The following is a 24,101-nucleotide window of genomic DNA, read 5'->3' on the forward strand; positions in this document are numbered from 1 at the left end:
GAAAAGTGGGCTTTTTACACTGTCTACTTAGAGGGGATAATATCACAGCTCCGGTCTTTATTCAGCCATTATACTTCCATAATAATTGGGATGATCATCGGTTTACGTTTCGTTTTTTCATACAGGAATTGGTTCAGAGCATCTCGCATTGCCTGCTTCAGCGTTGACCATTCAACATTTGATGTTTCAGTCGCTTCTGTCACAATGGAACGAACAAGCTCAGTAGCCTGTACGATAAGGCCTTCAGACTCTCTTACATAAACAAAACCGCGAGTGATAATTTCTGGTCCTGATACAAGATGTTTCTTTTGTTTATCAAGTGTAATGACAACAATTAAAATCCCATCCTGTGAAAGCAAACGGCGGTCTCTCAATACGATATTGCCGATATCACCGACACCCAAACCATCAATTAAAATATTGCCATACGGAACTTTATCCCCGATTTTTACGTTTTGGCCGCGGAATTCAACGACGTCTCCTTTTTCAATTAAGAAGATATCACTGCGCTTCATGCCGATTTCTTCAGCGATTTTTGAATGGGCTTTTTGCATTCTGTATTCGCCATTTACAGGAATTAAATATTTTGGTTTAAGCAGATTGATCATCAGCTTTAACTCTTCTTGTGAGCCGTGGCCAGATACATGGACACGCTTTTGTGCAAAGATGACTTGTGCACCGGCCCTCGCAAGAAGATCTACTGTTTTAGAATAAATGAGTTCCTGCCCAGGGATTGGAGTTGACGCAATGACAACAGTATCCCCTTCTTCAATGTTCAGCTGTTTGTGGGCTTTGTTTGCCATTCTTGTCAGTGCAGCTAACGGTTCACCTTGGCTGCCTGCTGTAATAATGGCCACTTCGCGCTTCGGATATTTCTTTACATCCTGTACAGAAATAAACAATTCATCATCTGCTTCAATATATCCGAGCTTTCTTGCCAGTTGCAGGACAGACTGAAGATTTTTTCCGGCAACGGCAATTTTTCTGCCATTTTGAGCCGCTGCATGAATGACTTGCTGGATCCGGTTAATATTGGATGCGAAAACAGCAATAATCACCCGGTTCACTGAATTATACAGCGCGTCCGAAATTTCTCCGCTGACAGCAGCTTCCGAAGGTGTATAGCCCGGGCGCTCCGCATTTGCACTGTCGGAAAGCAGGGCAAGTACGCCGCTATTTCCGATCTTGGCGATCTCGCCAATGTCGCACGTTTGGTTAAGTGCAGGCGTTTGGTCAAATTTGAAGTCTCCCGTGCATACAATAGATCCAAGTGATGTTTTAAGACTCACACCTACAGAATCAGGGATGCTGTGAATCGTCCTAAAGAACGATACTTTTGTCGATTCAAATGTAATGACAGATTTGGAGTGAATTTCTCTTAAATCAGTTTTTCGGTTATGTCCGTATTGTTTTAATTTTTCTCTCAATAGCGCAAGCGTCAGTTTTGTTCCGTACACTGGGACGGACAGCTTGTTCAATAAGTAAAAAACGCCGCCGATATTTTCATCGTGCCCGTGCGTTAAAAAGATTGCCTTGACGCGGTCAGCCCGTTCAATCAAATATGATATGTCAGGAATCACCACATCAATACCGAGCATTTCGTTTTCTGGATGCATAAGGCCGGCATCTACAACAAATATGTCTGAGTCAATCTCGATGACATAAAGGTTCTTCCCAATTTCTCCGACACCGCCAAGGGCGATAATTCTAACGTTTTCTGTATTTTTCTTTTTCAAAATCTATATCCTCCTAGTCTCATACCCGTCCATCATCACTTGTTCCTATTATAACTGAAAGTAAATTTAGAAAACAAGATAAAGCAGCAGGTTTAGGGAAAACCAATATGTATAAGAAACGGTCAAGCTCAGCTGAATGTGAGATTGACCGCGTTTGTTTCACTGTATGAAATGTTTCTTACAGTTCGCTGATCGTGCTGCTTAAGCTAAGCCGTTCATCCTCGGTTAAAGGGACGAGAGGAAGACGCACTGAACCAACATCAAGGCCTCTCAGCTGAAGCGCTGTTTTGACAGGAGCAGGATTAGGCGCTTTAAACAGTTCCTTCATAATCGGCAGCAGTTTCTGATGAATCAGTGCCGCATTAGCTGTTTGCCCATTCGTATAATTTTTGATCATTTGCTGCATATCAGAGCCTGCAATATGGCTCGCCACTGACACAACTCCTCTTCCTCCGACTGAGAGAATAGGAAGCGTCAGGGCGTCATCCCCTGAATAGACAGAAAAGTCTTCCGGCGTTTCTGCAACAATTTTTGTAATTGCTTCGAGGTCTCCGCTTGCTTCTTTTATCGCAACTATATTCGGAATGTCTGCCGCCAAACGGATCGTCGTTTCAGGTGCAAGAGAAGCAACTGTACGGCCCGGCACATTATAAAGCATAACCGGAAGAGACGTTTCGGCCGCAATTGCTTTAAAATGCTGGTACATTCCTTCTTGAGAAGGTTTATTGTAATAAGGCGTAACAAGCATGACTGCGTCTACGCCTGCTTCCTCAGCTTTTTTTGTCAGCTTGATGGAATCTTTCGTGTTGTTGCTTCCAGTACCCGCTATAACCGGCACCCGGCCGTTCACTTCTTTTACCGTATATTCAAAAAGCGCAATTTTTTCTTCAGTTGAAAGGGTCGGAGATTCTCCAGTTGTTCCCGCTACTACTAAAGAATCCGTTCCGTTTTTCAACAAGTAATCAATCAGTGTAGACAGTTTTTGAAAGTCTACGTTCCCTTTATTGTCAAAGGGTGTAATCATCGCTGTAGACACATTTCCGAAATTCATTTTATTCACCTCATCATGATTCAATCACATTTACTTGGAAAGTTCAAACACTTCATGCAAAGCGTTTACAGCAGGTCCCATATCCGATTCATGGACAAGCACCCATATCGTCGTATGGCTGTCAGCCGACTGAAGAATCGGAATTTCTTTTTCTGAAAGAGCCGAAACAATTTTTGACGTGACACCAGGAACACCCATAATGCCCGCTCCGACCGCCGATACCTTCGCGCAATTTCTGGTTATCATCGGATCATAGCCCATATCCATTAAAATACGCTGAGCTGTTTCTGTTTTATTCCCGGCCACCGTATATACGATTTCACTAGGTGTAATGTTAAAGAAATCGACACTGATTCCCGCATTCGCCATCGCCTTGAACACTTCAGTCTGGACATTATACTGGCCAATTTTGGCAGGCACTTTGAACTGGCTGACATCTTTGACATGGGCAATTCCCGTAATCAGCCTTTCAAAAACATCGCTTCCGACTTTGGAAGAGTGATGCGATGTCACCAATGTGCCTTTATCTTTCGAATAAGTCGAACGAACGCGGATCGGAACCTTGGCCTGCATCGCAATTTCCACAGCCCGCGGATGAATGACCTTCGCCCCTTGATACGCCAGGTTGCAAATTTCTGTATAAGTCACGACAGGAAGCGGTTTCGCATTTTCCACTACTCTAGGGTCAGCAGTCATCACACCTTCTACATCAGTAAAAATATCGATGTATTCCGCGTCAACTGCTGCTCCAAGTGCGGCTGCGGACGTGTCGCTGCCCCCTCTGCCGATCGTTGTTGTATCACCTTTTTCAGTTGCGCCCTGGAATCCTGCGACGACTACAGCGTCATGATTCGCAAGCACACCGAATAAACGCTCCGGTCTCATTTCAATGATTTTCGCATTGGTATGCTGATCATTCGTTAAAAAGCCAGCCTGAGCCCCTGTCAGCGCAGCTGCTTTCACACCGTTATCAAGCAGCATGCTTGTAAAGACGACAGAGGAAATGGTCTCTCCGCAAGATAAAAGCAAATCCTGCTCCCGTGGAGAGATCGCTGACTGATCGCCGTAAAGCAGCCCAAGCAAAGAATCTGTAGCGTACGGGTCTCCTTTCCGGCCCATCGCTGAAACGACAACGACAACCTTATATCCTTCACTGATTGCTTCTTTAATATGCTCTAAAGCCAGTTTGCGGCCTTTATCATCTTTTACAGATGTTCCGCCGAACTTTTGAACAATTATCTTCACTGTTTTCACTCCAAATTATTCGGACGTAACAGAAGAGAGCAGGCTGATAGTGCCTTACTCTCTTCTATTCGTCTTTAGGAAATTCTCTCTATTATACGAGGTTTAGTTTTTTCAGGCTTTCTGCAATTTGAACAGAGTTCCATGCCGCGCCTTTTAATAGGTTATCAGAAACAACCCATAAATGAAAACCGTTTGCTCTGTCCAAGTCTTTGCGGATGCGGCCAACAAATACATCGTTTTTGCCGACGGCATCAGAAGGCATCGGATAAAGCTGTTGGCTTGGGTCATCTTGAAGTGTCACGCCCGGAGCTTCTTTTAATAGATTTTTAATATCTTCAACTGTAGCGTCATCACGGTCTACCTCAATGTAGACTGACTCTGAGTGCCCAGTTTGAATTGGCAGTCTCACACATGTAGCCGCTACTTGAAGCTCTGGCATGTGCATAATTTTTTTCGTTTCATTTATCATTTTCATTTCCTCAAACGTATAGCCGTTATCTTGGAATTTATCAATTTGCGGAATCGCGTTGAAGGCGATTTGATAGTGTTTTTTGTCACCTTTTACAGGCATGATCGCAGGCTCTATTTCTTCTTGGTTCAAAACCGCCTGTGTTTGGCTGTAAAGCTCTTTTACAGCTTCATTTCCAGCTCCTGATACCGCCTGGTAAGTGGATACGATCACTTTGCTTAAGCCGTATGCTTTGCGGATCGGTTCAAGAGCCGCAACCATTTGGATCGTAGAGCAGTTAGGATTGGCAATGATGCCGTTGTGTTCATGCAAGTCTGCCTCATTCACTTCAGGCACAACAAGCGGTGTATTTTCGTCCATACGAAACGCACTCGTATTATCTATAACAATAGCGCCGCGTTTTACAGCTTCTGGTGCCAATGCTTGTGATACGCTTCCACCAGCGCTGAACAAAGCAATATTTACCCCTTCAAAGCTCTCAGGAGAAGCTTCCTGAACTGTCAGCTCTTCGCCTTTAAACGTGACTTTTGTCCCCGCAGAGCGTTTTGAAGATAGCAATGTAAGTGTATCCATTTCAAAGTTTCTGTCTTCAAGTGTTTTAAGCATTTGTTGCCCTACAGCTCCTGTCGCTCCGACAACAGCTACGTGTAAACCTCTTCCCATCTGTAAAACTCCTTCCGCCAATCAGCCTCATTGAATTGATTTGACTATGATTTTACGTTTTATTTTACCATAGAATATGCGGGTGATGACCGAATTTTTTAGTTTGGGAAAGATTTTCTGTAAATTTAGTCATTTCCCTGATAATTTTCAACAAGAACCGGCTGAAGCTGCTGATGCATTAGTGCCTTTTCAATAGTTTGCGGAAGCAGATCCATTTTGGCTACCATTGAATTCGGTTTTTTAAATGGATCGTCTTGCCCGAATGGAATAAAAAAGATATTTTTTGTTGACATGAGCCTCATTAAATTTGTTCCGTTTAAACCGAGAGCATCATTTGTCGAGATGCCAAGAACGACCGGCCGATTGTTTCGGATTGTCGCTTTTGCCGCCATCAGCACCGGACTGTCCGTCATGGCATTTACCAGCTTGCTCATTGAATTGCCGGTTAAAGGAGCAATGACCATACAGTCAAGGGGCAGCTTCGGCCCAAGGGGCTCTGCCTTTACAATTGAATCAATGGCCTCATATCCAGTCAGGTCTTCGATTTTTTTCACCCACTCTGCTCCCTCTCCAAATCGGGTATTTGTGGATTTTACGTTAAATGTGACAACCGGACGAACTTCCGCTCCTTCGTTGACCAGCGCCTCAATTTGCGGGAAAACCGCTTCATATGTGCAATGCGATCCGGTCAGTCCAAACCCGATCCTTTTTCCTTGTAATGAAGACATCCTTATTTTCCCTCCTTAGCTTGTATTTCAGCTAAAAGCTTGCTCAAGACGTTTGCGAGGATTTGCCCGGCTGTTTTAGGTGCGACAATCCCTGGAAGGCCAGGGGCAAGAAGCGCTTTAATCCCCTGTTTTTCGGCATATTTAAAATCCGTTCCCCCGGGACGTGAGGCCAGATCCAATATTAAAGTTTTTGGTGTCATGCTAGAAAGAACCGATTGATTTAAAATCATACTCGGTATTGTATTAATACAAATATCTATATCTTTTACATGCTCTTTCAGCTCATCGGTATGAAAAGGGACGAGCCCCATTTCAGTGATGCGTGCCAGATGCGCTGAGCTTCTTGCCCCCACTTTTACATTCGCCCCAAGTGCGGCAAATGTACGGGCAATCGTCATCCCGGTGCGTCCTAGACCAAGAACTACCACCTGAGATCCGTGTATCGTATAATCCGTGTGCTGAATAGCCAGCATGATCGTTCCTTCTACTGTCGGAATAGAATTGTATATCGCAATGTCATCCCGCTCAAACAGCTTAACAAGTTTTCTGTTTGCTTGAGCTGCAATGTTTTCTAAATATGCGTTAGAAATTCCTGAGAAAATGACACAATGTCCAGGCGTTTTGTCGAGATGGTCCTGTTTTAAAACAACCTCTTCATTCGAAAATACCGTCGATACGACACCTTCTCCTGTTGTTGCAGACACTGGAAGAATAATGCTGTCTATTTGCTGAAAAGGAATTTCATCAATGTTGCATTTTACTGCTCCGGTAAAACCGTGATCCAATTGGTCAAAACCGACAAGATAGATGTCAGCCTGCTGTTCAGTGAGCTTTCTTATAATTTCGAGCTGTCTTGCGTCACCGCCGATAATTGCAATTTTCAATCCGGTTAACATACTAAACGTTCACCTTCTTTGTATATACTGGATCTCTAGTTGTTAAGCTCCCCTTCATCTTATGATCAAAAGGAAATACCGGTGAATTAAATCATGCGCTTTTTTCATATAAAAAAACATCGGCTGCCAAAAGCCGATGTTTCAGATGTTTACTTAGAGCCCGCACCACAGTCATCAGGGGCTTTTTTCATTTACTCTTGTCGAGGAGCCATTTCCTCAGGTACGTCTAATATGATCATATCTGATCCGATCTTTTGAATATGATGCCAGGGGACACGAATGTCATGACCGTGTTTTCTCAAACCAAACCATTTAACTGTAGGAATGAGGAGTGCTGTAATTTGCCCATCCTGTTCATTGATTTCTAAATCGGTCTGGCCAAGCACTCCCAGCCGTTCAGCTCTTTTGATGTCTACAATTTCCTTTCCTGATAATTCACTGAGCCGCATGTCTGTCACCCCCTTGTACTATGTATGATCAAAGGGATAAAAAAATGCCTGCTCCGTTATGGGGCAGGCATTTTTTTAAGACGGCATATTGCCGGAAGGGCTGATGAGTGCCAGTGCATAATCATCAGTAAACAATTGTCTGGCAAGGCCATTGACACGCTCTAAGTTCACGGCGTTTAATTCATTGATAATCTCATCTAAAGTTTTATGTTTGCCGAGCAGCAGTTCATTTTTCCCGTTCCGGCTCATTTTGCTGTTTGTGCTTTCTAAGCTCAGCATCAGGTTTCCCTTCATTTGCTCTTTGCTGTTTTCCAGCTCTTTTGAGGTAATGCCGTCGCGTTTTAATGTGGCAAGGGTTTCTTGAATTGTTTCTGACAGCTGCTGAAGCTGATTTGCACCCGTTCCTCCGTAAATGGTCAGCATTCCGCTGTCCTCATAAGAGCTGTGATAGCTGTAAACAGAATAAGCGAGACCTTTATCTTCTCGTACATCTTGGAACAGCCGGCTGCTCATGCTGCCTCCGAGGACATTATTAAGGACGATTAAATCATAAATGCGTTCATGGCCAACCTGAAGGCCCTTAAATCCAAGGCACAAATGAGCCTGCTCTGTTTCTTTTTTTCTCGTCAGTTTTTCCGTGTAGAAATCGGGTGTTTCAAGGCCTGTTGCTTTGCCTTTCGCCTCATATGACCCGAACCATTTTTCTACATCTTTGATAAAACTGTCAGATATATTGCCCGCTACCGAAATGACCACTCGGTCCGGCGTATAATAATCATGCATGTATTGTCTGAGGGAGTCACCGTTGAAGGAAGCAAGCGTTTCTTCCGTGCCTAGAATTGGGTAGCCTAAAGAATGGTTGCCGTAAGTGGCTTTGCTCAGTAAATCATGCACAATGTCGTCTGGCGCATCTTCGTACATTTTAATTTCTTCATATACTACATTTTTTTCTTTTTTCAGCTCGTTTTCATCAAACGTTGAATGAAAGAACATATCTGCTAATACGTCCAGCGCGTAATTCGCATGCTCGTCAAGCACCTTAGCATAGTAGCAGGTATATTCCTTTGAGGTAAACGCATTGACCTGACCGCCAATACGATCAAAAGATTCTGCTATTTCGCGTGCAGATCTTGTGCTCGTCCCTTTAAAGAACATATGCTCTAAAAAGTGCGAAATCCCGTTTATCTCTGGCGTCTCGTGCCGCGAACCTGTGCCAATCCATACTCCGATCGCAACAGAACGGACTGTCGGGTTATTTTCCAGCACAACTCTTACACCATTTTGACACGTATATCGTTTAATCAAATTTGTTCCTCCTATTCAAAGACAAGCTGCCTGCATCTGTTACTTCAACAGTCTTGTTTCATCCATTAGTTCAGTGACTGTTCCAAGCGCGTATCCTTTATCTTTTATCTTTGTAATCAGCACTTCAAGACTTTCCGCCGTGGAGTCAGTCGGATGCATTAAAATCATGGCACCATTATGTATTTTGCTTAACACTCTCGTTTGAAGTGCAGACGGAGCCGGCTTTTGCCAATCAATTGTATCAACTGACCACATCACTGTTCCCATCTGTTTTTCAGCTGCAATGTCGACAACCTCTTTTCGGAAACTTCCGCTCGGCGGAGCGAACCACTTCGGCTTAACGCCGATCGTTTGTTCTATTTGCTCATTTGTCTTGTCGAGCTGCTCGGAAATTCTTCCTGTAGTCAGTTTGCTCATATCTGGATGATTGTATGAATGATTTCCGATTTCATGTCCGTCTTCCGCAATCTTCTTAGCGAGCTGTTCATTGTTTCTCACCCAATTGCCTTCTAAAAAGAAGGTAGCCTTGACTTGGTGCTTTTCCAGGATAGGGAGCATTTTTTCCAAATACTCATTTCCCCATGCCACATTAATTAATAAAGCCACCATCGGCTTTTCAGGATTTCCTTTATAAATAGGCTCAGGCTGAAGAGACTCAAGATGAACGCTTGGTTTTACTTGGCTGTATACCAGATCGTTTTCTCGAAACTCGCCGTGTTTTTTCATTTTTTTATATGATTGTTCAATATTGACCTTCAATCCATTGTAGCCGGGAATGCTTTTCCACACTTTATCGATTCTGGCATCCTGGGGCTTGACTTCGTACTCAGGCGCTTTTTGAAGCAATTCTTCATATAACGGGTCTTTGGACGCCGTGACAGTCACCGTATCTTTTTTCATTGCCCCTATATAATCAAGTGTGTGCGGATTTTTCATCATCTCAAATGAGACAAAAAAAAGAAATAGAAAAACGGCAAACGGCACAAATTTTTTGTACATGTTCTGTCCCCCCTCACCTCACATTATGAAAGAGAAGGACAAGGTAGAACCCGCCTGCTTTTTAAAAGCTTCAAAATAAAGAAGCCGGGTCTCCCAGGCTCCTTTTTATGTTTTCATTTAAGATTGTTGTTTTTCTTTCTCTTCACGGAGCACCGCTTTACGGGACAAATTGACTCGTCCTTGTTTATCAATTTCAGTGACCTTAACAAGAATCTCGTCTCCGATTTTCACAACATCTTCAACTTTTCCTACACGTTCAAGCGCAAGCTCTGAAATGTGCACCAAACCGTCTTTTCCGCTGAAAATTTCAACGAAGGCTCCGAATTTTTCGATTCGTTTTACTTTACCTAGGTAAAGTTGGCCGACTACAACCTCTCTGACAAGGTCTTCGATGATTTTTTGCGCTTTTTGGTTGCTGCTTTCATCTGTTGACGAAATAAAGATTGTGCCGTCCTGCTCAATATCAATTTTAACACCGGTTTCTTCGATGATCTTATTGATTTGTTTTCCGCTTGGCCCGATGACATCGCGGATTTTATCAGGATTAATGGCCATTGTTAAAATTTTAGGCGCATATTGAGAAAGCTCTTTTCTTGATTCGCTTAATGTCGCAAGCATGCTATTAAGGATTTCCATTCTTCCTTTTTTCGCCTGCTGAAGCGCTTCTTCAAGGATCTCTCTTGAAAGGCCTTCAATTTTAATGTCCATTTGCAGCGCTGTTACGCCTTTTTCGGTTCCGGCTACTTTAAAGTCCATATCTCCAAGCGCGTCTTCCATGCCTTGAATGTCAGTCAGAACAGTATAATGTTCGCCTGATTTGACAAGACCCATCGCGATACCCGCAACAGGGGCTTTGATTGGTACACCGGCATCCATCATTGCAAGTGTGCTTGCGCAAATACTTGCTTGAGAGGTAGAACCGTTTGATTCAAGCACTTCTGATACAAGGCGGACAGTGTAAGGGAAGTCTTGCTCAGACGGAATAACTGGCTCAAGCGCACGCTCACCCAGTGCTCCGTGCCCAATTTCACGGCGTCCCGGCCCACGCATTGGTCCTGTTTCCCCAACGCTGAATTGCGGGAAATTGTAGTGATGCATAAACCGTTTTGACTCTTCAACTCCTAAGCCGTCAAGAATTTGCACATCTCCCAGCGCACCTAGCGTACATACGCTGAGGGCCTGTGTTTGTCCCCTTGTAAACAGACCTGACCCGTGCGTTCTTGGCAAGAGACCGACCTCAGAAGAAAGCGGGCGGATTTGATCGACACCACGGCCGTCCGGTCTTACTTTCTCTTCAGTAATCAGGCGGCGCACTTCATTTTTCACCAGCTTGGATAAAATCTGCTTCACTTGCTTGATTGTGTCTTCATCATGCTCTTCATCCTCGAATTTTGCCACAACTGTGTTTTTCACTTCATTAATGGCATCTTCGCGGGCATGCTTTTCATGAACTTGGATGGCTTTCAGCAGATCTTCTTCTGCTAAAGCTTTTACTTTATCACTAAGCTCTTCATCAATTTCATAAAGCACAATTTCTGATTTCTCTTTGCCGACTGCTGCTACAATTTCTTCTTGGAATGCAATCAGGCGTTTAATCTCTTCATGGCCGAACATTATGGCTTCAAGCATGGTTTCTTCAGGAACTTCGTCCGCTCCAGCTTCTACCATGTTAATGGCATCTTTCGTGCCGGCAACGACAAGATTGATGTCGCTTTTCTCAAGCTGATCGACTGTCGGGTTAATGATAAATTGATCATCAATGCGTCCGACAGTAACCCCTGCAATCGGTCCTTCAAACGGAATATCGGATACGGATAGAGCAAGAGATGAACCGAACATGGCAGCCATTTCAGAAGAGCAGTCTTGGTCAACACTCATGACAATGCTGATGACTTGAACCTCATTACGGAATCCATCTGCAAACAAAGGACGGATCGGACGGTCGATTAAACGGCTGGCAAGAATCGCTTTTTCACTTGGACGTCCTTCTCTTTTAATAAACCCGCCCGGAATTTTCCCTACCGCATATAATCTTTCCTCATAGTTTACAGTAAGCGGGAAGAAATCAAGCGGTTTTGGTTCTTTTGAAGCGGTTGCTGTACTAAGTACTGCGGTATCACCGTAGCGGATCATCACAGCACCGTTTGCCTGTTTGGCAAGCTGGCCGGTTTCAACGGTAAGCGTTCTTCCGGCCCAATCTATGGTAAAGACATGTTTTTCTTGTCCCATACGATTACGAACTCCTCTCTTCGTTGTGTGAAATAATCAATTACTCCTATTATGAACGAAATGAATTGAACATATCAATGTCAAAGTAGTATGTAAAAGGATTTCAATGATTTGTTATAAGAATTTTCGCTTTAATACGATAAAAAAGCGGGAATCCTCCCGCTTTTTACGATTATCGACGTAAGCCTAGTTTGTTAATTAACTCACGGTAACGAGTTACGTCTTTATTACGTAGATACGTAAGAAGATTACGACGCTTACCTACCATTTTAAGAAGACCGCGACGTGAGTGGTGGTCTTTCTTATGAGTACGTAAATGCTCGTTCAAGTTGTTAATTGAGTCAGTTAGGATAGCGATCTGAACTTCTGGAGATCCAGTATCAGATTCGTGTGTTTTGAACTCGTTGATGAGTTGGTTTTTACGCTCTTGAGTAATTGCCATCCTGTTTCACCTCCAAATCATATTTAGCCCCAGTTACCTAGCAACCGTCGGTGACTTCGGATTGCCAAGCAATGGTTTTAAGACTACGAAAACTATAATACTAAAAATCGTGCCCAGATGCAAATATTTTAGAATAAAATTTGTGTACGTTGCATGTTATTTCCGCAAATTGCTGAAATAACGGATGGCTTCCTGCTTATCCTTCTCAATTTGCTCTGTTAATTCTTTGATGCCATTGAATTTTCGCTCGCTCCGAATCCGTTTATACCATTCGATTTTTATAGCGGCTCCGTATACTTCCTGATTAAAATCAAACAAATTGACCTCGATTGAAGGCTGCTCCGGACGTTTTTCATAAAACGTCGGCTTATAGCCGATATTGCAAACGCCATTGTAAACTTTGCCGTTCATTTCCGCTTTTACGGCATATACACCCGTCGGCGGAACGATATAGCTGTTATTTAAACCGACATTTGCTGTCGGAAACCCGATGGTCCGCCCTCTTTTATCACCGTGAATGACAATTCCTTTTATAAAATAAGGCTGTCCGAGCAAGATTCTCGCCAATTCAACGTCTCCGTTTTGAAGCGCGGTACGAATATACGAGGAGCTAATTTTTTTATCCTGCTCCGTTAATTTTTCTACCATTGTGCACTCTGCTTTTCCGTCTAAATCAAGCGGCATGGTTTCCATTGTTCCCTTGCCATATTTGCCATACGTAAAGTCAAAGCCAGCCACTGCGTGTTGTACATTAAGGCCAATTATATACTGATCCACAAACTGCTTAGGAGAAAGAGAAGCAAATGCTTCATTAAATTTAACGACGTACAGAATCTCTGTGCCTAATTGTTCAATTTGGTTTATTTTGTCTTCAAGAGGCGTAATCAGATCCTTTGGCTCCTGATCCCTGCCCAAAACATGAGAAGGATGAGGGTGAAAGGTCATCACAGCTAATGCCAGACCCTTTTCTTCGGCTATTTGCTTCGCTGTGCTGATTACCTTTTGATGCCCAAGATGAACGCCATCAAAATAACCTAACGCCATCACAGACTTTGCCTGCTCCTCTTTGAATAAATGATGAGGATGTGTTATATGTATCGTCTTCACAGAACGGTCACCTTTTTTCTATTGTTCGCTTTTTTGCATCAATACTTTTGCCGGCTTTAACAGCCCTTTTTTTGCAGGATGGGGGAAATAAATCGCCAAACAGCTTCCGGATTCAGTAAAAACGGCTATGCGGTCTTCGCTTGCCATTTCAGAAAACTGCTCGGGCGTCTCAAGCAAGGCCCCATTTTCTACTTTCTTAGCTAATGTATCACTTATGATCCATTTCGGCAAATGATTGAGCGCACGTTCAATAGGAACTGTATGCTCTCCCACGGTTCCGGACTGGACCTGTGCTTCCAGATCTTCAAAGGTAAAGCATTCATCGAGAGAGAAATCTCCGGATGCTGTGCGAATTAAATGAGACATATGAGCCGGATATCCGAGTTTTTCCCCGATCATGACCGCCAGCGTCCTTACATAGGTCCCTTTGGAGCATGTCACTGTAAATCGAAAGCTTGCGGTTTCTCCGTTATGTTTAATCTCTGTCGTCAGTGCGATGTCTTCAATATTAATCATGCGTTTCGGACGTTCTACTTCAATCCCTGCTCTTGCGTACTCGTATAATTTTTTGCCGTTTACTTTTACAGCGGAATACATGGGAGGAATTTGCTCCTGTTTACCCTTTAAACTGTTTAACACCTTTTCTACTTCCGCTTTATCAATGTCTTGATTGACGGGCTTTGTTTCAACCGTTTCGCCGGTTTGATCCTCAGTTGTCGTTGAAAAGCCAAGCGTTATTTCCGCATCATACGTTTTAGACTTTTCAGTTAAGTATTCGACAATTTTTGTCGCTCTTCCCACACAAATCGGAAGCACGCCTGATACTTCTGGATCGAGCGTCCCCGTATGTCCTACTTTTTTTGTTTTTAACAGTTTGCGGATCTTCATGACACAGTCATGCGATGTCATGCCGACTGGTTTATGTAAAAGGAGAACTCCGTTAACCATTTGTCTTTCACTCCTTCTTTTGAGCTTTTCTCTTTAAACGCAGAAAAGAGGACAGACGATATACGCCTATCCTCTCCCTTTTTATTCAGATGGTTTCTCTGAATGTATTTCGTGAATCAGAGTTTCGATGCGATTTCCGTAATCGATTGATTCATCGAATTCAAATTCAATTTCAGGTGTTTTTCGAAGTCTGATGCGGCTGCCAATTTCGGATCGGATAAATCCTTTTGCTTTTTCCAGCCCTTTCAGCGCTTCCTCCCGTTTTTTCTCGTCACCGAGAACCGAGATATACACCTTTGCAATTTGCAAATCACCTGATACACGTACATCCGTTACTGTCAGAAAACCAATTCTCGGATCTTTCAGCTTGCGGCTGATAATATCACCGAGTTCTTTTTTCATTTGCTCGCCGACACGGTTTGCTCTCATACTCAATTCAATCACCTCTAAGTTAAAACCATTCTGTCCTAGTGATCGTCCGTTCAATTTCAGGAAAAGAATCGATAAACGCTAGGACGCGCTGCAGCTCTTTTTCTGTTTGAACGCGAGAGGAAGAAACAGCGGCGATTCCGAAGCTGGTCCTTTGCCATGTGTCCTGATAGCCAATCTCCGAAATCGAAACATTGAACTTGTTTTGAACTCTGGTTAGAATCCGCTTCAGAACGGCACGCTTCTCTTTTAGCGATCCTGCATCATAAATGATGCATTCACACTCCGCAAATCCGATCACGTTCTTTTAATTTCTTGCATGACAAACGCTTCAAGAATGTCACCTTCGCGAATGTCATTGTATTTCTTAATTGTAATACCACATTCATAGCCTTGTGAAACTTCTTTCACATCGTCTTTAAAACGTTTCAGAACGTCTACTTCGCCTTCGAAGATGACGACGCCGTCACGAATTAAACGGAGGCCGCTGTCGCGCGTAATGGTTCCTTCAGTAACATATCCGCCGGCAATTGTACCGATTTTAGATACTTTGAATGTTTGGCGTACTTCTACTTGACCAATTACTTTTTCTTCATATTCAGGATCAAGCATACCTTTCATGGCAGCTTCAATCTCGTCGATTACTTTGTATATGATACGGTGAAGGCGAATATCTACATTCTCGGCTTCAGCCGTACTCTTAGCATTTCCGTCCGGTCTCACATTAAACCCGATAACAATTGCATTGGAAGCAGATGCCAAGATAATGTCAGATTCGGTAATTGCACCAACGCCTGTATGGATGATTTTTACTTTAACGCCCTCTACTTCAATTTTTTGAAGTGCGGCTGTTAAAGCTTCAGCAGATCCTTGAACGTCAGCTTTAACGATGATGTTGATGTCTTTTACATCACCCTGTTTAATTTGCTCGAATAAGTCATCAAGACTCAGCTTCGCTTTATCGCTGCGCTGCTCTTCAAGCTGTTTCGAAGCACGGGCTTCCCCAACAGAACGAGCTGTTTTTTCATCTTTAAAGACAAGGAATTGGTCTCCCGCTTGAGGGACATCATTCAAACCGGTAATTTCAACCGGAGTTGACGGACCGGCAGTTTTCACACGGCGTCCAATGTCGTTAACCATTGCACGGACACGGCCAAATGTGTTGCCGACTACGATCGGATCACCGACATGCAGTGTTCCAGTCTGTACGAGCAATGTCGCAACTGACCCTCTGCCTTTATCGAGTTCTGCTTCAATAACCGTTCCTTTTGCCTGGCGATTCGGATTCGCTTTCAATTCTTCTACTTCACTGACAAGCAAAATCATTTCAACGAGTTCATCAATGCCTTTTCCAGTTAAAGCGGAAAGCGGAACAAAAATTGTTTCCCCACCCCAAGCTTCAGGGACAAGTCCGTATTCCGTCAGTTCTTGCATCACACGGTCAGGATTTGCAGATTCTTTATCGACTTTATTCACAGCAACGATAATTGGAACCTCAGCAGCTTTTGCATGGTTAATCGCTTCTACTGTTTGCGGCATTACACCGTCATCAGCAGCAACAACGAGAATTGTAATATCAGTTACTTCCGCACCGCGTGCACGCATCGTTGTAAATGCGGCGTGGCCCGGAGTATCCAAGAACGTAATTTTCTTGCCGTTCTCTTCAATTTGATAAGCACCAATATGCTGAGTGATCCCGCCTGCTTCTCCCTCAACAACCTTCGTTTTACGGATGCTGTCAAGAAGCGTCGTTTTCCCGTGGTCAACGTGACCCATGATCGTAACGACCGGAGGACGAATTTCAAGATCCTCTTCATTATCAGGCTCTTCGTATTTTTCCAGCTCTGTTTGTTCAAGCACAATAACTTCTTCTGTTTCAACACCATATTCTGATGCAATGAGTTCAATTGTGTCTTTATCAAGCTCTTGGTTAATGGTTGCCATTACGCCAAGGAGCATCAGCTTTTTAATGATTTCTGAAGGCTCTTTACCAAGCTCTTCAGCCAGTGCGCCGACTGTTAATGTGCCAGAGAATGTAATTTTCTCAGGAAGCTCTTTTTTCGGCTTTACAGGCTTTTGCTGATGTTGGTTTTTATTGTTATGGTTGCGTTTATTTTTTTTGTTGTTGTTATTCTTCTTGTTTTTGTTAAATTGATTATTCTGCACGTCATTCTTCTTTCCGTCTCGAATTTTATTTGGTTGATTTCCAGCTGATTGCTGATTGATCCCTTGCGGCTGTTTGTTTTTGTTCGTTTCTGCTGGCTTTTGAGATTTAGCGGCTGCGCCGCCTTTTTTATATTTGGCATCAAGCTGTTTAATGGCCTTTTCCTCAAGCATGGCCATATGATTATTCACTTCTAAATCCATGTTTTTCAGTGCGGTCAAAATTTCCTTACTTGAAACATTTAACGCTTTTGCATATTCGTATACTCTCATTTTAGCCATTCGTTCACCCCCAAAAATATTAATCGAGCAAGCTGATCAGCTTATTCGCAAAACCTTGGTCAGTGACGGCGACAACGACACGGGCTTCTTTACCGATAGAGCGTCCAAGAACCGCGCGACTCTCGACTTTTTTATAAGGGACTTTATAATAATTGCACTTGTCGGTTACTTTTTTCGCTGTGTTAGATGATGCATCCTCTGTAAGCAGGACAAGCTTTGCACGCGCATTCCTGATTTCTTTTATTACCAAGTCTTCGCCTGACACGACCTTACGAGCTCGATTGGCCAGACCCAGCAAGGGAAACCATTCCATTCCAGACATTTTATTTTTTCACCTTTTCCGCCAGTTCCAGCAATTCATCGAAAATCTGGTCATCGATTTGTGATTGAAATTGATTTTGCAAAGTGTTTTTCTTTTTTGCTGTTAAGATGCACTCTTTATCCAGCGTTAAATACGCACCCCGCCCGTTCTTTTTTCCGGTCGGGTCTACTGAGACTTCGCCTTCTTTCGAACGTACAACTCGGATCAGTTCCTTTTTAGGCTTCATTTCACCAGTCACTACACATTTGCGTAGCGGGATCTTTTTGTGTTTATTCACCTAAGGTCACCTCTTATTCATCCGATTCAGCAGTTTCAGGCTCCGTAAAGAGCGGCTCATCGTCTTCTTCAAGTTCTCTCGGATAGATTCCAAGTTCCCTTGCGTCCGTTTCGCTCTTAATATCAATCTTCCAGCCTGTCAGTTTAGCAGCTAAGCGTGCGTTTTGTCCTCTTTTACCAATCGCCAGGGACAGTTGGTAATCAGGAACAATCACAGTTGTCGCTTTTTCTTCTTCATTAACAATGACATCCAGCACTTTCGAAGGGCTGAGCGCATTCGCGACAAATTCTACAGGATCACTGGACCAGTTGACAATGTCAATTTTTTCGCCTTTTAATTCATTGACGATCGCCTGAACACGCTGGCCTTTAGGGCCTACGCATGAGCCGACAGGGTCCACGTCAGGATCGTCTGTTCGAACAGAAATTTTTGAACGGTCGCCAGCTTCTCTGGCAACAGATTTCAGCTCGACAGTTCCATCATAAATTTCAGGCACTTCAATTTCAAACAAACGCTTTAACAGGCCTGGATGTGTTCTTGACACATAAATCTGCGGGCCCTTCGTCGTTTTTTCTACTTTTGTGATGTATACCTTAATGCGATCATGAGGCTTGTAGCTTTCATTCGGCATCTGCTCATTAACCGGCAGCAAGGCTTCAATTTTGCCTAAAGACACGTAGATAAACTTATTGTCCAGGCGCTGAACGATACCTGTCATGATGTCTTCTTCACGGTCGATAAATTCAGAATATATTACACCGCGCTCAGCTTCGCGCACACGTTGTGTGACGACCTGCTTCGCTGTTTGAGCAGCTATGCGCCCGAAATCCTTAGGCGTTACTTCGATTTCAACGACATCGCCGACCATATATTCCGGATGGATGCCCTGCGCCTCTTCAATAGAGATCTCCAGCCTTTGGTCGTATACTTCGTCAACGACATCTTTTCTTGCAAATACACGGATGGAGCCTGTTTCACGGTTTAAATCCACCCGTACATTTTGCGCTTGATTAAAATTCCGCTTATAAGCAGAAATTAACGCAGCTTCGATTGCTTCAATGATAATTTCTTTGCTGATGCCTTTTTCTTTTTCAAGAATCGTGAGAGCATCTAATAATTCACTGCTCATTTAACGGTCTCCCCCCTTAAAACATTTGTATTCATTAGAATGTAACAGCTAATCTTGCATTAGCTATCTTTTCATACGGAATATTAATCCGTTTCTTTCTTGTTTTGATCGTGATCTCAACTGTCACTGTTTGTCCATCAAATTCAGCCAGTTCACCTTCAAACACTTTTACGCCCTCAATAGGCTCATAAGTCTTAATATACACATTTTTTCCAAGTGATTTTTCGAAATCGGCTTTTTTCTTTAGCGGACGCTCAGCTCCCGGAGATGAGACTTCAAGAAAGTAATTTTGGCTGATTGGATCTGCCTCATCAAGCTTTTCGCTTAAAGCTTCGCTTACTTTGGCACATTCCTCAATATCCACACCGTCATCGGAATCAATAAACACGCGAAGGAACCAGCTTTGACCCTCTTTGACAAATTCAATGTCAACGAGTTCCAGCTGAAGGCTGTCTACGATTGGCTGAGCCATTTCTTGAACGGTGTCAGTCACTTTTTTGCTCATGTTCTTCCTCCTTGTGCTGTCGATATCATATTCGTCTCGTCACTCTGCATAAAAACCCTGCTTCAGGAGAGCAGGGGCTAAAAAGTAAACGATGAACATGTCGAGACAAAATTCTCTTGTTCAATACAAAAGAGCGGGTTTCCCCACTCTTTGCCTCGGTAATCGTTAGCATTTCCAATAAAACTATACCATAACCATATTTTTATTGCAAATGAATATACGCTTACCTTCATACCTAAGCAAATGACAGAAACTCTAATATTACGATGGCACTTTTTGTGGATATATATGCATAGAAGCAGAATTCCGAGAGAAATTCTGCTTCTATGTTAGAACAATGACAATTGGTTTTGATCAGGCAGTGATTCGAGGCAGCCGTGACGATCTAAATACTCTAGAATCGTTTTTGACACTTTCCCTCTCTTTTGCAAATCTTCTTTTGAGAGGAATTCGCCTTCTTCACGAGCCTTTACAATGTTTAGAGCGGCGTTCGTCCCTAATCCAGGAATGGAGTTAAACGGCGGGATAAGACTGTTGCCGTCAATAATGAACTCTGTAGCGCTGGAGCGATATAAATCGACTTTTTGGAATGAATAGCCTCTCTCACACATTTCAAGCGCTAATTCTAAAACAGTCAGAAGGTTTTTTTCCTTCGGTGAAGCATCAAGCCCTTTAGAATTAATATCCTCCATTACCGCCTTGATTGCCGTAGAGCCCTTGATCATTGTATCGATATCAAAGTCGTCTGCACGGACGGTAAAATAAGCCGCATAATACAGAAGCGCATGATGTACTTTAAAGTAAGCAATGCGGACTGCCATTAATACATAAGCCGCGGCGTGGGCTTTCGGGAACATGTATTTAATCTTTTTACAAGAATCAATATACCAGTCTGGGACATTGTTATTTTTCATTTCTTCTTCCCATTCAGGCGTTAATCCTTTTCCTTTACGCACAAATTCCATGATTTTAAAGGCAAGGGACGGCTCAAGACCTTGATAGATTAAATAAACCATTATGTCGTCACGGCACCCGATAACCTCACTCAGCTCACAAATATTATTGTGGATGAGCTCTTGCGCATTGCCGAGCCATACATCAGTTCCATGAGACAAGCCTGAAATCTGAACGAGCTCGGAAAAAGTTGTCGGCTTTGTGTCTTCAAGCATCTGCCGGACAAATCTTGTTCCGAATTCAGGGATTCCAAGAGTTCCTGTTTTACAGCCGATCTGTTCTTCTGTAACACCGAGTGATTCGGGTCCCTGGAAAATCTTCATCACTTCAGGATCATCGGTTGGAATTGTTTTCGGATCAATTCCGCTTAAGTCTTGAAGCATCCGAATGACGGTCGGGTCATCGTGTCCGAGAATATCCAGTTTTAACAGGTTATCATGGATGGAGTGGAAATCAAAATGAGTCGTTTTCCACTCTGAACCCGTGGCATCTGCCGGGAACTGAATCGGTGAAAAATCATAAATATCCATATAATCCGGAACTACGATAATACCCCCAGGGTGCTGTCCAGTTGTACGTTTTACACCTGTACATCCCTGTACGAGCCGATCTACTTCGGCCCCGCGCATATGGAGGTTATGGTCTCCGGCGTAGCCTTTTACATAACCGTAGGCTGTTTTTTCTGCAACTGTGCCTATTGTTCCCGCTCGATATACATTGTCTTCTCCGAACAATACTTTTGTGTAATTGTGTGCTTGGGGCTGATATTCCCCTGAGAAGTTCAAATCGATATCAGGTACTTTGTCCCCTTTAAATCCTAAGAACGTTTCAAACGGAATATCATGGCCGTCTTTTTTCAAAGGTGTTCCGCAATGAGGACATAGCTTGTCGGGCAAGTCAAAACCGGAACCGACAGAACCGTCATTAAAGAACTCAGAATGCTGGCACTCAGAGCAGACATAGTGCGGCGGCAGCGGGTTAACCTCAGTAATCTCAGTAAGCGTCGCAACTAATGAAGATCCTACGGAACCACGGGAACCTACGAGATACCCGTCATCTAGTGAACGTTTTACAAGTTTGTGAGAGATCAAGTAAATAACAGCGAAGCCGTGTCCAATGATACTCTTTAATTCTTTTTCAATCCGCGCTTCGACAATTTCAGGCAGCTGTTCGCCGTAAATGCTTCTTGCACGCTGATAGCTCATTTCTCTGATTTCTTCATCGGCGCCTTCAATTTTCGGTGTATACAAATCATCTTTAATCGGCTTGATATCATCGATTAAAGAAGCAACCTTTTGGGTATTGGTAACAACGATTTCCTTCGCTTTTTCTTCGCCTAAAAAAGAAAATGCTTCAAGCATTTCGTCTGTCGTTCTGAAATGCACTTTCGGGAGTTCATGTCTGTTCAACGGATTGGCGCCGCCTTGAGAAGATATTAAAATCTTCCTGTAAATTTTATCCTCATCATTCAAGTAATGTACATTTCCTGTAGCAACAACCGGTTTATTAAGCTTTTCACCCAATTTCGTGATATTCGTAATAATTTCTTTCAGCGATTTTTCATCGCGGACCAGTTCAAGCTCCAGCAAGTGACGGTACACTTCAGGCGGCTGAACCTCAAGATAATCATAGAATGACGCCACATCTTCAACCTCTTCAGGCGATTTTTGCATCATCCCTTCAAAAACCTCTCCCCTGTCACAGGCTGAACCGATCAGAAGCCCTTCCCTGTATTTCTCAAGCTGAGACCTCGGGATACGTGGCACTCTGTAAAAATAATGAATATGCGAAAGTGACACAAGCTTAAATAAATTTTTAAGCCCCGTGCTGTTCACAGCGAGTAATGTTGCATGATACGGTCTAGATCTTTGATAAGCATTGGACTGACCCATATTTTCATTCAGCTCATCATGGTATTGAATGCCTTTTTCAGCTGCGTCCTTCAGCATTTTCAGAAGTAAGTAAGCAGTCGCCTCAGTATCATAGATCGCTCGGTGATGCTGTGTCAGTTCGATATCAAACTTTTTACAAAGTGTGTTCAAACGGTGGTTCTTAAATTCCGGATAGAGAAAACGGCCAAGCTCAAGCGTATCAATGACTGGATTTTTAGCTTTTTCAACTTCAAGAAGCTTTTTATAAGCTACGTTTAAGAATCCCATATCAAAGCTCGCATTATGAGCGACAAGGATATCATCGCCAATCCATTCTCTGAAATCTCTTATCACATCTACGACATCAGGAGCGTCGCGAAGCATATCATCGGTGATGCCAGTCAGCTCTATGATCGTGGCTGAAAGCGGACGGTGCGGGTTCGCAAACGCCTCAAATTTATCAATAATTTCTCCGCCTTTTACTTTTACTGCAGCCAGCTCAATAATAGTATCGTATACAGCAGACAGTCCCGTCGTCTCGACGTCAAAAACAACATATGTTTCTTCCTCAAGCAGACGGTGTGCAGCGTTATAAGCAATTGGCACGCCATCATCAACGAGATTCGCTTCCATTCCGTAAATCATTTTAATTCCATGCTTTTTGGCGGCAGCATACGCATCAGGGAAGGATTGAACGACAGCATGGTCCGTCAAAGCGATGGCCTCATGCCCCCATTTTTTCGCCTGTTCGACAAGCTTTCCAATACCTGTAACAGCATCCATTTGGCTCATCGGAGAATGCAAATGCAATTCCACTCTTTTTTCTCCTTCAGGAGCCGAATCTTCCCGGGTTTTTGCTTTTATTTCGTTTACATCATTTGCGATCATGACGAGATCTCTGACGAAAGTGTCATTTTGAATGCTTCCGCGTGCTTTTACCCACATTCCTTTTTTCAGAGACTTCATTAGTGCCGCATCTTCTTTTTCACGTGCAAACATTTTGATTAAAATACTATTTGTGTAGTCTGTAATTTTGAAGATACACAGCGTACGCCCGCTTTTCAGCTCGCGGGTCTCCACGTCAAACACGTAACCTTGGACTGTAATTCTCCGTTCTTCGTCCATGATGCTGTCAAGCGTCCTGATTTCTTCGTTATCTTTAATTTGGTAACCGATGACAAGAGGCCCAGATGGCACTTGATCTTCATCACTTTCTTTATCTTTCTTCTCCATTTCAATCAGCGCCTGCATGGCCCGCTCTTGGTCTTCTGCAAGCTTTTGCTCCCGAAACTTTTGAACTTCTTGCTCGGATACAAATATTTCAGCGTCAAGCTGAAGGTCTGGGAACCCAAATTGACGGTAGCCGGCTTGTATCATGGAACTGTATTTGTTCTTAAGAGCAGCTGCTTCTGTATCCGTTTTTGTTTTGACAATTAGTTTATTTCCCTTCAGCTTCGGTTTTTGCTGGTTTAAGAGACTGATAATCGGCGGCGAAATGCCTTGCAATTCTTCAATGCATCGTGACCAGTAGTCTTGAACGATACTTTCACTAACCTCGGCATCCTGCACTTCAATTGAAGATGTCACTTTTGCTATGTGGGCAAACGATTGCGTCAGCCTCGTTGTTAATGTGTCATATATTTGAAAAGGCAGCAAAGATTTAAATTGAAAATGAAAATGCCAAGACTTAGAAGCTTTGTGTATTGTCAGCTTTTTAATCTCGCCATCTTCCAAGTATGTCATGAAGGTATCATCTGTCATATTAATCTGCTGCAGAAGAATTTGAAACTGCCTTCTGTTTACTGATAACTGTTCCATTAAGACAGTATCCCTCCCTAAAAACATCATAAGTGAAGGTACCTCAGGCAATGAGGTACCTTCTATTATTTCTATTTTAACATG

General features: G+C 43.2%; 21 protein-coding genes. All 21 read right to left on the reverse strand.

Annotation, left to right across the window (positions count from 1 at the left end):
* Window positions 1–68 precede the first annotated feature (68 nt).
* Window positions 69–1,736, reverse strand: coding sequence for a ribonuclease J2 (gene rnjB, locus MOF34_RS11120; protein WP_268400184.1), 1,668 nt, complete (start codon window positions 1,734–1,736; stop codon window positions 69–71).
* Window positions 1,737–1,914: 178 nt separating this feature from the next.
* Window positions 1,915–2,787, reverse strand: coding sequence for a 4-hydroxy-tetrahydrodipicolinate synthase (gene dapA, locus MOF34_RS11125; RefSeq protein ID WP_019714448.1), 873 nt, complete (start codon window positions 2,785–2,787; stop codon window positions 1,915–1,917).
* Between the two features lie 30 nt (window positions 2,788–2,817).
* The gene (gene dapG, locus MOF34_RS11130) at window positions 2,818–4,032 is read right to left on the reverse strand and encodes an aspartate kinase (RefSeq protein ID WP_268400185.1); all 1,215 of its coding nucleotides are present in this window, start codon (window positions 4,030–4,032) and stop codon (window positions 2,818–2,820) included.
* Window positions 4,033–4,123: 91 nt separating this feature from the next.
* A complete protein-coding gene (gene asd / locus MOF34_RS11135; protein ID WP_268400186.1) occupies window positions 4,124–5,164 on the reverse strand; it encodes an aspartate-semialdehyde dehydrogenase in 1,041 nt (346 codons plus the stop codon).
* A 125-nt stretch (window positions 5,165–5,289) separates the two neighbouring features.
* Entirely contained in the window at window positions 5,290–5,892 is a 603-nt protein-coding gene (gene dpaB / locus MOF34_RS11140; RefSeq protein ID WP_268400187.1) for a dipicolinate synthase subunit B, read from the reverse strand.
* A 2-nt stretch (window positions 5,893–5,894) separates the two neighbouring features.
* Window positions 5,895–6,788, reverse strand: coding sequence for a dipicolinic acid synthetase subunit A (dpaA, locus tag MOF34_RS11145; RefSeq protein WP_019714444.1), 894 nt, complete (start codon window positions 6,786–6,788; stop codon window positions 5,895–5,897).
* 191 nt (window positions 6,789–6,979) lie between these two features.
* On the reverse strand, window positions 6,980–7,237 hold the full coding sequence (locus tag MOF34_RS11150) for a YlmC/YmxH family sporulation protein (RefSeq protein ID WP_268400188.1): 258 nt from the start codon (window positions 7,235–7,237) through the stop codon (window positions 6,980–6,982).
* Between the two features lie 75 nt (window positions 7,238–7,312).
* Complete coding sequence (locus tag MOF34_RS11155) at window positions 7,313–8,542, reverse strand: M16 family metallopeptidase (protein WP_268400189.1); 1,230 nt, start codon at window positions 8,540–8,542, stop codon at window positions 7,313–7,315.
* Window positions 8,543–8,581: 39 nt separating this feature from the next.
* Entirely contained in the window at window positions 8,582–9,541 is a 960-nt protein-coding gene (locus MOF34_RS11160; RefSeq protein ID WP_019714441.1) for a polysaccharide deacetylase family protein, read from the reverse strand.
* 117 nt (window positions 9,542–9,658) lie between these two features.
* A complete protein-coding gene (pnp, locus tag MOF34_RS11165; RefSeq protein ID WP_268400190.1) occupies window positions 9,659–11,770 on the reverse strand; it encodes a polyribonucleotide nucleotidyltransferase in 2,112 nt (703 codons plus the stop codon).
* Between the two features lie 172 nt (window positions 11,771–11,942).
* Window positions 11,943–12,212: a 30S ribosomal protein S15 gene (rpsO, locus tag MOF34_RS11170; RefSeq protein ID WP_003220957.1), complete on the reverse strand. Its 270-nt coding sequence runs from the start codon at window positions 12,210–12,212 to the stop codon at window positions 11,943–11,945.
* A gap of 156 nt (window positions 12,213–12,368) precedes the next feature.
* Complete coding sequence (ribF, locus tag MOF34_RS11175) at window positions 12,369–13,319, reverse strand: bifunctional riboflavin kinase/FAD synthetase (protein ID WP_268400191.1); 951 nt, start codon at window positions 13,317–13,319, stop codon at window positions 12,369–12,371.
* A gap of 18 nt (window positions 13,320–13,337) precedes the next feature.
* Window positions 13,338–14,267, reverse strand: coding sequence for a tRNA pseudouridine(55) synthase TruB (gene truB, locus MOF34_RS11180; RefSeq protein WP_268400192.1), 930 nt, complete (start codon window positions 14,265–14,267; stop codon window positions 13,338–13,340).
* Window positions 14,268–14,348: 81 nt separating this feature from the next.
* Window positions 14,349–14,702 carry a 30S ribosome-binding factor RbfA gene (gene rbfA / locus MOF34_RS11185; RefSeq protein ID WP_003220952.1) on the reverse strand — a complete coding sequence of 118 codons (354 nt, stop codon included), beginning with the start codon at window positions 14,700–14,702 and terminating at the stop codon, window positions 14,349–14,351.
* A gap of 16 nt (window positions 14,703–14,718) precedes the next feature.
* The gene (locus MOF34_RS11190) at window positions 14,719–14,997 is read right to left on the reverse strand and encodes a DUF503 domain-containing protein (RefSeq protein WP_003220950.1); all 279 of its coding nucleotides are present in this window, start codon (window positions 14,995–14,997) and stop codon (window positions 14,719–14,721) included.
* Entirely contained in the window at window positions 14,994–17,141 is a 2,148-nt protein-coding gene (gene infB / locus MOF34_RS11195) for a translation initiation factor IF-2 (protein WP_268400193.1), read from the reverse strand. Before infB ends, MOF34_RS11190 begins: the two co-directional genes overlap by 4 nt.
* A gap of 19 nt (window positions 17,142–17,160) precedes the next feature.
* Window positions 17,161–17,463 (reverse strand): YlxQ family RNA-binding protein, encoded by a 303-nt coding sequence (locus MOF34_RS11200; protein ID WP_003220946.1) that lies wholly within the window; start codon window positions 17,461–17,463, stop codon window positions 17,161–17,163.
* Window position 17,464: 1 nt separating this feature from the next.
* Window positions 17,465–17,740: a glucose-induced regulator RulR gene (rulR, locus tag MOF34_RS11205; protein ID WP_019714436.1), complete on the reverse strand. Its 276-nt coding sequence runs from the start codon at window positions 17,738–17,740 to the stop codon at window positions 17,465–17,467.
* A 13-nt stretch (window positions 17,741–17,753) separates the two neighbouring features.
* Window positions 17,754–18,869: a transcription termination factor NusA gene (nusA, locus tag MOF34_RS11210; protein WP_003231912.1), complete on the reverse strand. Its 1,116-nt coding sequence runs from the start codon at window positions 18,867–18,869 to the stop codon at window positions 17,754–17,756.
* Window positions 18,870–18,903: 34 nt separating this feature from the next.
* A complete protein-coding gene (rimP, locus tag MOF34_RS11215; RefSeq protein WP_003220940.1) occupies window positions 18,904–19,374 on the reverse strand; it encodes a ribosome maturation factor RimP in 471 nt (156 codons plus the stop codon).
* Between the two features lie 329 nt (window positions 19,375–19,703).
* A complete protein-coding gene (locus MOF34_RS11220; protein WP_268400194.1) occupies window positions 19,704–24,017 on the reverse strand; it encodes a PolC-type DNA polymerase III in 4,314 nt (1,437 codons plus the stop codon).
* Window positions 24,018–24,101: the final 84 nt, after the last annotated feature.

It is taken from the genome of Bacillus sp. T17B1 (assembly GCF_026796395.1).
GTDB lineage: Bacteria > Bacillota > Bacilli > Bacillales > Bacillaceae > Bacillus > Bacillus spizizenii_A.

Bases quoted from the DNA above. Each gene is read 5' to 3' on its own strand.
- dapA (WP_019714448.1), bottom strand. From the start codon at position 2,787: ATGAATTTCGGAAATGTGTCTACAGCGATGATTACACCCTTTGACAAT.
- asd (WP_268400186.1), bottom strand. From the start codon at position 5,164: ATGGGAAGAGGTTTACACGTAGCTGTTGTCGGAGCGACAGGAGCTGTA.
- dpaB (WP_268400187.1), bottom strand. From the start codon at position 5,892: ATGTCTTCATTACAAGGAAAAAGGATCGGGTTTGGACTGACCGGATCG.
- dpaA (WP_019714444.1), bottom strand. From the start codon at position 6,788: ATGTTAACCGGATTGAAAATTGCAATTATCGGCGGTGACGCAAGACAG.
- MOF34_RS11150 (WP_268400188.1), bottom strand. From the start codon at position 7,237: ATGCGGCTCAGTGAATTATCAGGAAAGGAAATTGTAGACATCAAAAGA.
- MOF34_RS11160 (WP_019714441.1), bottom strand. From the start codon at position 9,541: ATGTACAAAAAATTTGTGCCGTTTGCCGTTTTTCTATTTCTTTTTTTT.
- pnp (WP_268400190.1), bottom strand. From the start codon at position 11,770: ATGGGACAAGAAAAACATGTCTTTACCATAGATTGGGCCGGAAGAACG.
- rpsO (WP_003220957.1), bottom strand. From the start codon at position 12,212: ATGGCAATTACTCAAGAGCGTAAAAACCAACTCATCAACGAGTTCAAA.
- truB (WP_268400192.1), bottom strand. From the start codon at position 14,267: ATGGTTAACGGAGTTCTCCTTTTACATAAACCAGTCGGCATGACATCG.
- infB (WP_268400193.1), bottom strand. From the start codon at position 17,141: ATGGCTAAAATGAGAGTATACGAATATGCAAAAGCGTTAAATGTTTCA.
- MOF34_RS11200 (WP_003220946.1), bottom strand. From the start codon at position 17,463: ATGTCTGGAATGGAATGGTTTCCCTTGCTGGGTCTGGCCAATCGAGCT.
- nusA (WP_003231912.1), bottom strand. From the start codon at position 18,869: ATGAGCAGTGAATTATTAGATGCTCTCACGATTCTTGAAAAAGAAAAA.
- rimP (WP_003220940.1), bottom strand. From the start codon at position 19,374: ATGAGCAAAAAAGTGACTGACACCGTTCAAGAAATGGCTCAGCCAATC.
- MOF34_RS11220 (WP_268400194.1), bottom strand. From the start codon at position 24,017: ATGGAACAGTTATCAGTAAACAGAAGGCAGTTTCAAATTCTTCTGCAG.